Below are 13,715 nucleotides of genomic sequence, written 5' to 3' on the forward strand. Positions count from 1 at the left end.
CAACTTATCGATAATTCACGATCCTCGAGAAGCTTTGATGGTCAAGACTTGCCCCGCCAACAAGAGCACCGTCGATGTCCGTTTGCGACATCAACTCCGCAATATTTTCGGGTTTGACCGATCCACCGTACAGTATTCTCACTGAAGCCGCAACGACTTCGCCATGCGATGAAGAGAGAACCGTGCGAATATGACGGTGCATTTCTTGAGCCTGTTCCGGCGAGGCGGTTTTACCCGTACCGATCGCCCAAACAGGCTCGTAAGCGATAATGATACTTTCCGCGTCTTTTGCTGTCAAACCATCAAGTGCTGCGACTATTTGGTGTTCTACGATCGCCTCGGCCTGCCCGGCTTCCCTTTCATCGAGACGCTCACCGACACAGACTATCGGTTTCAGGTCCGCAGATATCGCCGCTTTTGTCTTTGCGTTTACAGATTCATCGGTTTCGCCGTAAAATTGGCGACGCTCGCTGTGTCCGATGATAACGTGCGAACACCCGACGTCCTTTAGCATGACCGGTGCTATCTCACCGGTGAGTGCGCCAAATTGGTTCTCTACGGCGCAGTCCTGTCCGGCAACCGAAATGTTCGATCCCTCGAGGCGATCTGAAACCGTTTTTAGTGCAGTGAAGACAGGTGCGATGATCACTTCGCAATGATTCGCATTGGCGACCAGCGGCTTCAAAGCAAGCGCAGTTTCGACCGCTTCGCCGAGAAGCTTATACATTTTCCAGTTTCCCGCAATTACCGGTTTTCTCATTTACTTGTCATCCAATGCGGCAACGCCGGGTAAGACATCGCCGGCAAGAAATTCAAGCGTCGCACCGCCGCCGGTCGAAATATGCGAGATCTTGTCAGCGAGTCCGGCCTGATTGACCGCCGCGACCGAATCGCCGCCGCCGACTATCGACGTTGCTCCTTTATCAGTTGCCTCGGCGACAGCATTCGCGATAGCGATCGTACCCTCGTCAAACGGCTTCTCCTCGAACATCCCCATCGGGCCATTCCAAACGATCGTTCTGGCACCCTGAAGCGCGTGTGCGAACAACGCCGCCGTGTCCGGGCCAATATCGAGGCCAACTAGTCCGGCGTTCGTGAATTCGATCTGGATTGCCTTCCGCGAATTGATCGGGTCGTACGAATCGACGACCTGATGATCGGTCGGCAGCAAAAGTTCGACGCCGGCATCTCTTGCTCTCGCTTCGATCTCAAGGGCCTTCGGCATCATGTCATCTTCGACCAGCGACTTTCCTACCGTAAACCCCTGGGCCTTGAAGAATGTGTAAGCCATCGCACCGCCGATAAGTAGTTTGTCGACCTTTCGTTCGATCAGCGATTGTATAACCGGGATCTTGTCTGAAACTTTCGCCCCGCCGAGGATCGCAACGAACGGGCGTTCTGGATCGTTCAATGCCTTACCGAGAAATTCGAGTTCCTTCTCCATCAAGAGGCCCGCAACACAAGTCTCGACATAGTGCGTGATTCCCTCGGTAGAGGCATGTGCCCGGTGGGCGGTACCGAACGCATCATTGACGTAGACATCGATCCCCTCGGCCAGCGATCGTGCAAATACAGGGTCGTTCTTCTCTTCTCCGCTGTTAAGCCGCAGATTTTCAAGCATCAAGACTTCGCCGGCATTCAGCTCTGCGATCTGATCGGCGAGTTCGTCACCCTCGAACTTCACGGTCGTTGTTAGCAGTTCGGATAATGCCCCAGCCACCGGGCGAAGTGAGTATTTAGCTTTGTTGAACGGTAGACCTTTTTCTTCGGCCTTCTTCTGATCTTTCAGGGGCCGCCCGAGATGCGAGGCCAGGATTATCCTGGCTCCCTGGCCGCGAGCGAATTCTATTGTCGGAACAGCGCCTCGAATTCGAGTGTCATCCTCAATTTTCCCATCCTTGATCGGCACATTGAAATCCACGCGGATGAAGACAGTTTTATCCTTAAGCTCAACATCCCCAATACTTTTCTTCTGCATAAAAGATCAAACAAACTACCAGTCCAAGCTTCGTGTCCGCAATTCGTTTTAGCATGCGGCATCAGCGGCAGTGCGTCTCTGGCTCATATTCCCTTCGATGCAATGAATTTCACGAGATCGCGGACGCGGCAGGAATAGCCCCATTCGTTGTCATACCATGAAAGGATCTTGATCGCGGTTCCGCCGATGACCTTCGTGTTCTCGGCGTCAACGATCGAGGAATTCGGATTGCCGCGAAAATCGATGGAAACGAGCGGTTCTTCAGAAAATGCCAGAATCCCCTTCATCTCTTCATTTGCGGCGTCTTTCAACACCTGATTCACTTCTTCCGTCGTTGTTTCCTTTTCAACGTTCATGACAACGTCAACGAGCGAAACGTTCGGCGTCGGGACGCGGACTGAAATACCGTCGAATTTGCCTTTCAACTCAGGTATAACGAGGGCAACGGCCTTTGCTGCTCCGGTCGAAGTTGGGATCATTGACATCGCGGCTGCACGCGCCCTCCGGAGGTCCTTATGAGGCAGATCCAAAAGTTGTTGGTCATTCGTGTAGCTGTGGATCGTATTCATCAGAGCGTTCTTGATCCCGAACTTTTCATGGATGACCTTTGCGACCGGTGCGAGACAGTTCGTCGTGCACGAAGCATTGGAAATTATGTGGTGATTGGCAGCGTCATACATGTCCTCATTGACACCCAGAACAATTGTCACGTCTTCGCCTTTTGCAGGTGCGGAAATAATGACCTTTTTAACAGTTCCCCGCAGATGTTTCGACGCGTCTTCAGCTTTTGTAAACCGTCCGGTCGATTCGATGACGATCTCCGCTCCTACCGATTCCCAATCGATCAGTGCCGGGTCCTTTTCGGAGAAGACCTTGAATGAATCTCCATCGACCGTGATCAGGTCGCCTTCGGCAGAGATCTCATTATCGAGATTGCCCATTATCGAGTCGTATTTCAGAAGGTGCGCGAGGGTTTTCGTGTCAGTAAGGTCGTTTACTGCCACAAAATCGATGTCTTTATCACCCAAACAGGTTCTGAGAACGTTTCTGCCGATCCTTCCAAAACCATTGATGCCAACTTTGATGCCCATTGTTTAACGGTTCCTCCTCCGATGCGGTCGTATTAAAGAGTTAGTAAAACTCTGAAGATAACCTAAATCACACCAAAGTTCAAAAGACACCCGAATCGTATCGGATGAGGGTATTTTCCGCCCCATTCGTCCCAAAATTGTTGAAACAATACGAATTACGGCCTCGTAGTAAGCGATTGAGTTTTACGCGGTGAAACCACCGCATTGACCTAAAACCGGAGCAAACCGTAAATGACCATTTCTCGTCGTAAACGAATCAATTTTCTTGCCGTCTGTTTATTTGCTACTGCGGCTGTCACGGCCGATGCACAGGATCAGCAGGTCGCAAAGGTTGTTCCATCGCCGGCAAAGCTGACGTCTGCCGTTGATGATCCTGTTCCGACACTCGGTGATGGCCGGGGCATAAGCTTTGACACGGGGCGAACGAACCTCGCGAGAGTTGGTGTTCAGACCGGAACGACCCTGCCGTTGACGCTCGATGACGCGATTCGCAAAGCATTGGAGAACAACAACAACATCGAACTGACTCGTGACGACGTGAGATTTCAGGAAACACAGATCCGTTCGATCCAGGGATTCTATGATCCGGTATTTTCAGTGACGCCTACCTACACGAGAAATTCAACTACCGGATCAAGCGCCACTAACGATTTCAACATCAATTCAAATTTGCTTCAGCAGCTTGGCACCGGTGGAAATTTCTCTGCTTTCTTCAACACTTCCAGGACCGAGAACGCATTTGCTCAGGCGCAGGTAAGCTCCGGTCAATTGGTCTCGTCCGGATCGAGCATATATACGTCTAGCTACGGTATCCGTTATACCCAGCCATTATTCCGAAATCTCAAGACGGACAGCACACGCCGCAATTTGAAGATCGCCAGGCGCCGGCTCGAACAGACCGACGCCGATTTCAGGCGGCAGACGATAGAGACCATCGCACAGGTCCAGCGAGCATATTGGGATCTGGTATTCGCATTACGAGATCAGCAGAATCGCCTGGCGAATCTCGAATTAACCCGCGAAAGTCTGCGCCAGGTAGATGCACGGATCGCGGCAGGAGCCGCGGCGCCACTTTCAAAGGCAGAGGTCGAGACCGAACTTGCAAACCGTGAAGGCGACCTGCTGATAGCGACACAGCAGGTATCGATCGTTGAGAATCAGTTGAAACAGCTGTTGCTTCGTGACGTGACAGCAGCTGAATGGTCGCAGACGTTTGTGCCGACCGATCGCCCTGCCTTCAGCACCGATCCGATCAGTCTTGACGATGCTGTCAAAGATGCCATGGACAACCGTTATGAGCTTCGTCGTCTCAAGCTCGCAAAAGACATCAACGACATCGATATTGACTATTTCAGGAATCAGACCAAGCCGCAGATAGACCTGAATACGACATTTTCGTTGGATGGCTTATCGCAAGGCGGCACGAATTCTGCGTTCACGACAACACTTTTGACATCGCAGCAGGACATCTTTTTACTTGCTCGCGAGAATGAAACACGCGCGATCTTGAATCTTCCCGGCCTGCCGCAGGTTGTCAATCCGCCCGTTTTCGTGCCGGCCCAGCCGTCATTTCTCTTTGGTGGATTCGGGCGCTCGCTGGCGAATACGTTCAGAAGCGATGCTCCGAATTTTTCGGTCGGCGTTACGATCTCGTTTCCATTCAGGAATCGTACGGCAAAGGCCAACCTTGCCGGGGCCGAGATCCAGAAAAGTCAGATCTCAACACAGTTGCGGGCTCAAGAGCAAACGGTGATCGTCGAGGTAAGAAACGCCGTACAGGCGGTCGAGACCGCCCGCCAGCGTGTTTTAACGGCAAGACGAGCCCGTGAGAATGCGCAGATCCAGGCAGACGGCGAGAGGCGGCTGTTCGACTCAGGCCGATCAACGACCTTCTTGCTATTTCAGCGGGAAAACGCCCTGACCAATGCGCGAAATGCAGAGATCCGTGCCGAGACTGACTACAATAAGGCCCTCGCGGATCTTCAAAAGGCAACATCCACGACATTCCGTGTGAACAATATCGACGTGCAGTCACCGATCGATAGATGATCTGCCTTCTGATCTGATCCGAACTACATCCGCCGGAGAATAAAAGCGTCTCGTTCGAGACGCTTTTAGTTTTTCAATAACTTTGCGACAATCGAGCCGGTGAAGATCTCAGCGGTAATAATTTCCTTTAACGAGGAAAAGAACATCGAGTCCGCGATCCGCTCCGTCGATTGGGCGGACGAGGTCCTCGTGGTCGATTCCGAAAGTACCGATCAGACCCGCGAGATCGCCGGAAGACTCGGCGCCAAGGTTATCGTGAGGCCTTGGCCAGGCTTTGCCGAGCAAAAACAGTTCGCAACCGACGCCGCTGAGAACGACTGGATATTCAGCCTTGACGCTGACGAAAGAATGACGCCACGTCTAAGGGACGAGATCCTCGAACTCGAACGATCGAATGACATCGCCGACGGGTATCGAGTTCGACGGCTTTCTTACTATATGGGAAGACCGATCCGACACAGCGGTTGGTATCCGGATCGTCAACTACGTTTTTTTGATCGGAGAAAAGCAAGCTGGAAAAAGCAGTTGATCCATGAATCGGTCGTTATGGTTTCAGGTTCAGCGACTTCAGATCTTGACGGCGATATCGAGCATTTCAGCGTAGATAATGCAGCCCATCATCACAAGATGATCGGCGAACGCTACGCTCCACTTTCGGCTCAACAGATGTTTAATTCGGGTCGGAGAACCACACCGCTGAAGGTCGCTTTTGTCGGCCCCGCAGCGTTTCTTAGATCATTCATTTTGCGACTTGGTTTCCTCGATGGCCTTCCTGGGTTCTGCATCGCCAGGTTTGGCGCATATCACGCGTTTCTGAAGCATCTTTTGCTATGGGAACTTCAAACCAGCGCAAAGAATGGCGGACAAATGTCCCCTCCGACAACCAAACAGGATTAAACAACATCAAACCTTTCGTACATTCCTGTTTTTGCGTTATATTTTAAAAGGCCCTTGTCGATCGTGATAATTATGAAAGCCCTAATAGCTTCGTCCATTTTGATGGTCCTTGTTTCGGCCGGCGTTTCTGCGCAAAAAGGTATCGACACCCAAACCCAGAAGATCAAAGACGATACGAACAAAACTACGTCACGCGAAACAGATGTCACCCGATCGTTCGACTGGGGCAAGGGAAAGACACAGACGCGTGAACGACTTGCGAACCCTTATCAACTGAACGCGAGACGCGATGTTCTCGTCGAAATGATACAGCAGGTCCTACGCGAAAAGAAGATCGTTATTGACGAACCGTCGTCCAGGCTGAATGATGGCATCATCATCACTCAACCGTTCGTGTTTGGTAAGGGGCCAACGATCGCAACGGCCGAGCTGAAGAGATACGGCATTCTCGAATTTGCTGATACTGCCTGGTCGAGAGGACAGTACAGTCTGACCATCGAAGTTCAATCGATCGATGGCGTTAAGAATAATGTTTCTGTCAACGCAAAGGTCGAGGGCCGGTCAGGCACCGGTTTGACGACGGAATGGGTGACAGTTAGGAGTTCGGGCCTTGCTGAAGAGGAATTTTTGACGAAGCTCGTCGAGGCCGTCACTGGCCGATCTCTTGACGAGCCGCAGACCATAGATCAGGAATAGGAATGGAATCCATTGCTCGAAAGACGCTTTTTTTGGCCGTGTTGAATTTTACGGTCTGTGTCTTTATGTCCAATGATCTGTTTGCTCAGTCGAGTTCTGCGGAAAATCCGTTCCCGAGTCGTAACAGCGGCCGCATTGAGTTGCCAAACAACATGCAGGAAATGCTTCAAAAGCAGCGGTCGGCAAAGTTGAAGCGCGAACACGAGGAAATGCTAAAACGCGGCGAGACCGCACTTTCCATAGCGTCCGAGTTAGACGAAGCGTACGCAAAAAATGAGTCCCTCACGCCCGCCGAACGCAAGAAACTGGAAGATCTCGAAGAATTGGTTGAAAAGATCCGTAAAGACCTTGGCGGCGACTCCGATGGTGTAACGGACTCTCGGCTTGTTGACGATGCCGAGGAAAAGCCTGCATCAACTAAAGACGCGATCAGCTTTCTTAAGAATTCTACGGTAAAGTTGTTTGACGAACTTAAGAAGACGTCGCGATTCACGATCTCCGCTATCGCGATCCAGAGTTCCAATACCGTTATACGATTGGCTAGATTTCTTCGACTTCACAAGTAGTACACTTGACGCCACTATGCAAGCCGCAGTCCGATCGTTGTTCCTGATCGCAGCGATATTCACACTCCCCGTTGTTGTCCTCGGCCAAACAGATGAAGATGATGTCTTGGAGGTCGATTCAACATTAGTTGTGTTGAATGCTGCGATCACGGACTCAAACGGCCGCCATGTAAGCGGACTCCTGCAGCGTCAGTTTTCGGTACTCGAAAATGGCATTCCACAGGATATCTCGTATTTTGCCGCAGAAGAGACACCCTTTGCCGCTGTCATTTTGCTCGACACATCGGGCAGTATGGGCCGAAATGTCAGCCTGGCCCGTGCAGCGGCGATCAGGTTCCTGGACGGCATCCGCTACAGCGACGCCGTCGCGATCTACCGGTTTGATTCGAAAGTGTCCCTTGTACAGGATTTTTCAAACAGCCGCGACGTATCCGAAAAGATCTACGATCTGAGATCAGACGGAATGACCGTTCTGAACGATGCGATCTATGTCGCAGCCGAAAAGCTTGCGAACCGACCCGAAAAGCGTCGTGCGATCATCGTCCTCTCAGACGGCGCCGATACGCAAAGCGGGCGGTCGGCCGATCGGGCGCTAAAGGCCGCACTGGCCGCAAACGCGGTCCTCTATACGGTTGACATGACACCCGTGGATGGGCGATCCGGCAGCGGCGGAATGAATCGGGAGACCCTTAAACACTTCGCGGAAAGGTCGGGCGGGACGTTTGTTGCGACACCTGCCGGGACGGCCTTACGTGAAGCTTTCGAAAAGATCGTCGACGAGCTTGGCGTTGTTTATACGATCGGATATTCGCCGAAGAACGAGAACAAGGACGGGAAATGGCGCTCGATCGAACTACGAGTCGCCCGGCCAAACCTGACGATCCGCACTCGTAAGGGCTATCACGCTATCAAGATAAAATGACTGCTAATCATCGTCTGCGAGCACGAACGTCAATATCATCGTGACCCGATATTCTGTGATCGAACCCGACTCGATATTCACCTTCTGATCTTTTATCCACGCACCTTTGATATGCTCTATCGTTTTCGAAGCTCGGGCGATACCGGTTTTCACCGCGTCTTCGAAACTTACCGTTGAAGATGATGTTATCTCGATATTCTTTGCTACTGTCATTTTGTCCCTCCTTTTGATCGTTAAGCTTTGTCCGCCAAAGAGGTCAGGTTGCGGGCGCGGTCGGCATACCGCTCGAATGCAAGCTCGATCAGCCTGTCGATCACTTCACGGAATGCAACGCCGCTTCCCTCCCACATTTTCGGAAATCCCGATGCGTCGGTTAAGCCAGGCATCGTGTTTATTTCGTTGACAAGCAATACGCCGTTGTCCTGTCGCAGGAAGAAATCGACCCGAGCCAACCCCGATCCATTTATCGCTTTGTACGCCTTGATCGCCATTTCTTTGATCTTGGCTTCAAGTTCCCCGGAGACCGGCGCGGGAACGACGAATTCGTTGTTCCCCGTGCCTGAATATTTCTCTGTGTAATCCAAAAAGGCCTTTTCCTTATTACGGATTATATACTCGCCTGGACGGCTCGCCTCAGGTTCGTCATTTCCGAGGACAGCACATTCGATCTCGCGCATTTTTAATGCTTCTTCGACAATTATCTTATGATCAAAGACCGCCGCATGGTCGATCGCGGAAGCGAGACTTTCAAGATCGTCAGCGGGCGAAATGCCGACCGATGACCCTAGATTCGCGGGTTTGACGAAACACGGTAGGCCAAAGTTCTCTGACAAGCGATGAAGGACCCTTTCACGGTCGTTTTCCCATTCACGCCTTAAAAACCACGTGTATTTGCAGATCGGTAATCCGGCATCCCGAAATAGCGATTTCATGACCGCTTTATCCATTCCACATGATGAGGCAAGGACGCCGCAGCCAACATAGGGAACGCCAGCCATTTCAAAAAGCCCCTGGATCGTGCCGTCTTCGCCAAACGTCCCGTGCAACACCGGAAAGAAGACATCGATCTTGATGCTTTCAAAATCGGCCCGTCCGATCTCAGTCAAGCCCTTGAAGCGGGGATCGCCGACCATGACAAGGTTTGCCCCCTCGAACGGCTGAAGTATTGCCCTGAGCCGTTCGGTGGTCTCCTCAGGAAAAAGCCCGGCCGAATCTATCGGATTAAGCCAATGCCCATCGCGCGTCACCCCGATCGGGATAACGTCATATTTATTCGGATCGATCGTTTCGATGACGGCCTTCGCCGACCGGATCGAAACATCGTGTTCGCCCGAGCGCCCGCCGAATACCAAACCTACAACCTTTTTCATAGACACAATTTATCCAATTATCAGAGGATGGTCTTACCGAGTGCGGAAAGTATTAGCTCGCAAGCCAGTTCGACCGTGATGTTCGATTGATCAAGAAGCGGGTTGACCTCGACTATCTCGAAAGAGCGCATCCCGCCGTGTTTGGCGATCAATTCAAGAGCAAGGTGAGCCTCCCGATAGGTCGTTCCGCCACGCACAAGCGTTCCGGACCCCGGAGCGAATCGCGGGTCGATCATGTCGACATCGAATGTCACGGCAAATCCGCCGCTGGCCTTTGAAGCGATATTGATCGCATCGGTCACACAAGCAAGCATGCCGCGCTCGTCGATGTCGCTCATTGTGAAGAAGTGGTCTCTGAGGCCATGTTCGTGCACGCGGCGGCGTTCGCCCGAATCGAGGTCCCGAGCTCCAATATGTGCAAAGTATTCAGGCTTTAGTTTCGGTTTAAAGCCCTCGATATCCGTGAGTTCAGGCACTCCTTCGCCCAACAGGACGGCGAGCGGCATCCCATGAATATTGCCCGTTCCTGAGGATTCGGGCGTGTTTATGTCGGCATGCGCATCGAACCAGATAAGCCCCAGATCATTGCCGCCGGCACGACTTGCCGATGCTAGGCCCGAGAACGTGCCAATAGCGATACTGTGGTCGCCGCCGAGAATGACCGGGATCGCATCGTTCTCCAAAGACGCCTTCACCGCTGCCGCAGCGGCCATAGATGAACTCGACATTTCGGCGACGTATTTCGGGTTCTCCGAAGGCGATGCCGGCTTCTGAGGTTTGGTGATCTCAACGTCACCGGTATCAATGATCTCGTAGCCGAGGTCGGCTATATGTTCATGCAGGTATCTTCCGCGGATCCGCGAAAGCCTCATTGCATCTACCCCAAGTTCGCTGCCAGTCTGGCCGGCGCCAAAACCTAGCGGCACGCCTACGATCGCCACTTTTTTCCCCAAACCCGGTTGCTCGATAAAAGACATAAGACAATCTACCTAAATTTCCCCAAATCCGTTCTCGAAGAGGGCTCTGACCGCGTCATATGCAGTAACGGCATCGGCGCCCTCGACCTTTAATTCAAGGGTCGAACCGAATGCAGCTGCCAGCGTCAGCACGCTCAAGATCGATTTCGCATCTGCGAAAATGCCTTCATCCGTCCGCGCGATGATGATCCGACTTTCAAAGGTGCCGGCGAGCCTTACCAACTGAGCTGCGGCCCGAGCATGCAGGCCGAGCGGATTGACTATTTTAACGGTGCCCTCGATCATCGGGTCAGGCCTTATGCGGTTCCAACAATGCTCCGGTCCGGTAGATCGCTTGACGGCCCTGTTCTTCGACGATCTTCGCTACATCAGAGAGCGTAGCTTCCTTATTGTACGATGCCAGTTTTATGACCATCGGAAGATTGACGCCGGTAACGATCTCTACCTCGCCCTCTTTCAGGAACATTGCAGAAATGTTCGTCGGGGTCCCTCCGAACATATCCGTCATGATCAAAACGCCTGCTCCTTCGGAAACCTGCTTTATGGCGCGCTCGATCTCGTCCTTGGCAGCTTCGACATCGTCATGCCACCCGATTGAAACTGCCGTCAGGTGCCCAAGATCGCCAACAACGGTTTCGGCTGCAGCAAGTAATTCTGTTGCCACTTGGCCATGTGACACGATAACACCACCGATCCTCTTCATAAGTCCACGTCCTATTTTTGCATATCACGATGAACCACCGAAAGTTCGTAACCCGACTTCTTCAATCGCTTTCGCAACTCATTTGCGACCATCACCGAACGGTGCTTTCCGCCAGTGCATCCAACGCCGATCGTCAGATAGGATTTGCCTTCATGCCTATAGAAAGGCAAAAGATATTCGAGTAGGTCAGCAAACCTATCGATGGTCTCCCGAACGTCGTCGCTTTTCTTCAGGTATCGCACGATCGCCGGATCCTCGCCCGTCTTGTCGCGAAGCTTTAGATCGAAAAACGGATTCGGTAGATGCCGGACATCAAATAGAATGTCCACATCATGCGGGTTGCCGTACTTATGTCCGAAACTAAGGATCTGTACTTTCAATGGCCCGGCTTCGCCGGCATGACTAAAGCGTTGAATGATCGACCGCCGCAGTGTGTGAACTGTATGATCCGAAGTGTCGATGATCAGATCGGCCATCGACCGGATGACCTTCATCGCCTTTTTTTCCGATTTGATCGCGGCAAGGAGCCCCTTGCCCGAGTCGGCGGGGTGTGGCCGACGCGTCTCAGAGAATCGCCGCCGAAGAACATCGTCCGATGCTTCGAAAAAGACAACGAAGGGTTCGATATCGCGTTTGGCCAGCTTCTTGACCTCTGATGGAAATTCGGCCAAAAACTGCCGCTCCCGGATATTGATCACGAGCGCTGCTTTGTTTATCGCGGCAATGTCTTCGACGGAGGGCGACAATAATCGCGCAAATGTAGAAAGCAGCGTAATGGGTAGATTGTCGACACAGAAATACCCGAGATCTTCGAACGCATTTGTCGCCGAACTCATACCGGAACCGCTTAAACCGGTAATGATGACGAGCCTCGAATCGGACGGATGCGCGATCTGGCTGGATGACATATATGCGTTAGCCCATTGCTCGGGTCACGGTCGCGTTCCCGGCGTTCAGCATTTCGGAATGTGCGTCGATCAGTCTTTGAGCTGCGTCCGAACCGTTTCGACGAAGCAAAAAGACCCTTACTGCGGTCTCAAGCAGGGTCGAAAGATTTCGCCCTGGCCTGACCGGCAAAACAAATTTAGGGAGGGCGACGTCAAAAACGACCGTTTCATCCATATCGAGGCCGATACGTTCGATCGTTTCAACGTCTTCCCATTTTTTCAATTCTATACACAATTCTATCGCCGTCGGCCCGCATACCGAAGTACTCCCAAAAAGCTCTCGCACATCAACGATGCCCAGGCCGTGTATTTCGAGGTGACCGGCTGTTAGCTCCGGCGCCGAACCTACCAATCGTTTGCCGACACGTTTGATCCGAACAGCATCATCTGCGACAAGCCGATGTTTTCTTGATACCAGATCCAACGCACTTTCGGATTTGCCGATGCCGGAATCGCCGACAATGAGAACACCGAGGCCGAACATCTCCATCAAAACGCCATGACTTGTTTTCTCAGGGGCGAGCTCCTCTTGTAGAAGTTCCGTCGTCAGGCCGATCGCCCGCGAACTTATTGCTGAGGTCGACAACAATGGCAGGTCGTTCGATTGGCAAAATTCGATCAATTCCGCGGGCGGGCTGATACCTTTTGTCACCAGGATACAGGCGATCAGGTCGGGCGATAGATTCGCCAGTGCCCTTCGTCGTCCTTTCGGATCCATCGTACTAAGAAAAGCGACCTCACTCTTGCCGATCATTTGGATCCTTCCCGAATGGATGTAATCGGGGAATCCGGCCAGCGCGAGTCCGAGCTTCTGAACCCGCTCCGAAGTAAGATAACGCGCGTCGCAGCCGTTGGTTCCGGCAAGAATGACAAACGCAAGTTCGTCGGGGGCACGTTCGACCAAATGACGTATTGAGAGCCTTTTTTGCGAAGCCGGCGGAGTATCGTTCATACGCATCACGGTTCAATTAGCCCGTAATTACCGTCTTTTCGTGAATAGATCACAGACGTCCGTTCATTTTCTGCATTTCTGAAAACCAAAAACGTGTTGTCTTGGGCATCGAGTTCCAATATCGCCTCTTCTGCGGTCATCGGTTTAACGGAATAACGCCGTGTACGAATGATACGCGGCGAGTTAGGCGTCGGCGACACCTCGGCGACGCGGCCTGTGATCGACCCCATCTTTTTTGCTTTATGCGACTTATCGATCACCTTGTTCTTAAGCTTGAGTGCTTGCTTTTCGATCTTGGCGATAGTCTGCGAGAGCGAAAGATACATGTCGGAATTGTTGGTCTCGGCCGTCAGCACCTCATTTCGCCACTTGACGATGATCTCCGAACGATGCCGCCCACGCTCGACCTCGATGATCACGTGAGCCTTTGCGGGTTTGCCCTTGAAGAGGTGGTCAATCTTGTTGAATTGCTCCTCAACGTGAGCACGTAAAGCCTCGGTCACCTCGATATGACGTCCTGTGTATTCGTATTTCATATTAGATAGTGGTCTATCGATAGGATAGATA

16 protein-coding genes are annotated in these 13,715 nt (G+C 52.2%); 5 read left to right on the forward strand and 11 right to left on the reverse strand.

From position 1 onward, the window contains the following. Nucleotides 1-4: 4 nt before the first annotated feature. From IPM28_03530 to gap, 3 genes are all read right to left on the reverse strand, one after another. Nucleotides 5-760 (reverse strand): triose-phosphate isomerase, encoded by a 756-nt coding sequence (locus IPM28_03530; GenBank protein ID MBK9172063.1) that lies wholly within the window; start codon nt 758-760, stop codon nt 5-7. Next, entirely contained in the window at nt 761-1,978 is a 1,218-nt protein-coding gene (locus tag IPM28_03535; protein ID MBK9172064.1) for a phosphoglycerate kinase, read from the reverse strand. 83 nt (nt 1,979-2,061) lie between these two features. After that, the gene (gap, locus tag IPM28_03540) at nt 2,062-3,069 is read right to left on the reverse strand and encodes a type I glyceraldehyde-3-phosphate dehydrogenase (protein ID MBK9172065.1); all 1,008 of its coding nucleotides are present in this window, start codon (nt 3,067-3,069) and stop codon (nt 2,062-2,064) included. Between the two features lie 231 nt (nt 3,070-3,300). Here gap and IPM28_03545 point away from each other — a divergent pair, with 231 nt between their 5' ends. The 5 genes from IPM28_03545 (at nt 3,301) to IPM28_03565 (ending at nt 8,199) form a co-directional block, all read left to right on the forward strand. Beyond that, entirely contained in the window at nt 3,301-5,118 is a 1,818-nt protein-coding gene (locus IPM28_03545) for a TolC family protein (protein ID MBK9172066.1), read from the forward strand. Between the two features lie 99 nt (nt 5,119-5,217). Beyond that, nucleotides 5,218-6,015 (forward strand): glycosyltransferase family 2 protein, encoded by a 798-nt coding sequence (locus IPM28_03550; protein MBK9172067.1) that lies wholly within the window; start codon nt 5,218-5,220, stop codon nt 6,013-6,015. Between the two features lie 72 nt (nt 6,016-6,087). Then, nucleotides 6,088-6,711 (forward strand): hypothetical protein, encoded by a 624-nt coding sequence (locus IPM28_03555; GenBank protein MBK9172068.1) that lies wholly within the window; start codon nt 6,088-6,090, stop codon nt 6,709-6,711. Between the two features lie 2 nt (nt 6,712-6,713). After that, nucleotides 6,714-7,277 carry a hypothetical protein gene (locus IPM28_03560; GenBank protein MBK9172069.1) on the forward strand — a complete coding sequence of 188 codons (564 nt, stop codon included), beginning with the start codon at nt 6,714-6,716 and terminating at the stop codon, nt 7,275-7,277. Nucleotides 7,278-7,293: 16 nt separating this feature from the next. Then, nucleotides 7,294-8,199 (forward strand): VWA domain-containing protein, encoded by a 906-nt coding sequence (locus IPM28_03565; protein MBK9172070.1) that lies wholly within the window; start codon nt 7,294-7,296, stop codon nt 8,197-8,199. A gap of 3 nt (nt 8,200-8,202) precedes the next feature. On the opposite strand, the gene IPM28_03570 is transcribed toward IPM28_03565, so the two are convergent. The 8 genes from IPM28_03570 to raiA are packed head-to-tail and all read right to left on the reverse strand — an operon-like array spanning nt 8,203 to nt 13,684. Continuing rightward, the gene (locus tag IPM28_03570; GenBank protein MBK9172071.1) at nt 8,203-8,412 is read right to left on the reverse strand and encodes a dodecin domain-containing protein; all 210 of its coding nucleotides are present in this window, start codon (nt 8,410-8,412) and stop codon (nt 8,203-8,205) included. Nucleotides 8,413-8,432: 20 nt separating this feature from the next. After that, on the reverse strand, nt 8,433-9,569 hold the full coding sequence (locus IPM28_03575; GenBank protein MBK9172072.1) for a D-alanine--D-alanine ligase: 1,137 nt from the start codon (nt 9,567-9,569) through the stop codon (nt 8,433-8,435). A gap of 20 nt (nt 9,570-9,589) precedes the next feature. Next, complete coding sequence (rocF, locus tag IPM28_03580; protein ID MBK9172073.1) at nt 9,590-10,546, reverse strand: arginase; 957 nt, start codon at nt 10,544-10,546, stop codon at nt 9,590-9,592. A 12-nt stretch (nt 10,547-10,558) separates the two neighbouring features. After that, a complete protein-coding gene (locus tag IPM28_03585; protein MBK9172074.1) occupies nt 10,559-10,831 on the reverse strand; it encodes an HPr family phosphocarrier protein in 273 nt (90 codons plus the stop codon). A 4-nt stretch (nt 10,832-10,835) separates the two neighbouring features. Continuing rightward, complete coding sequence (locus IPM28_03590; protein MBK9172075.1) at nt 10,836-11,249, reverse strand: PTS sugar transporter subunit IIA; 414 nt, start codon at nt 11,247-11,249, stop codon at nt 10,836-10,838. An 11-nt stretch (nt 11,250-11,260) separates the two neighbouring features. Continuing rightward, a complete protein-coding gene (gene rapZ / locus IPM28_03595) occupies nt 11,261-12,157 on the reverse strand; it encodes an RNase adapter RapZ (protein MBK9172076.1) in 897 nt (298 codons plus the stop codon). 7 nt (nt 12,158-12,164) lie between these two features. After that, nucleotides 12,165-13,148, reverse strand: coding sequence for an HPr(Ser) kinase/phosphatase (hprK, locus tag IPM28_03600; GenBank protein ID MBK9172077.1), 984 nt, complete (start codon nt 13,146-13,148; stop codon nt 12,165-12,167). A gap of 5 nt (nt 13,149-13,153) precedes the next feature. Beyond that, a complete protein-coding gene (raiA, locus tag IPM28_03605) occupies nt 13,154-13,684 on the reverse strand; it encodes a ribosome-associated translation inhibitor RaiA (GenBank protein ID MBK9172078.1) in 531 nt (176 codons plus the stop codon). Nucleotides 13,685-13,715 lie beyond the last annotated feature (31 nt).

The sequence above is a fragment of the Chloracidobacterium sp. genome (assembly GCA_016716305.1).
Lineage (GTDB): Bacteria > Acidobacteriota > Blastocatellia > Pyrinomonadales > Pyrinomonadaceae > OLB17.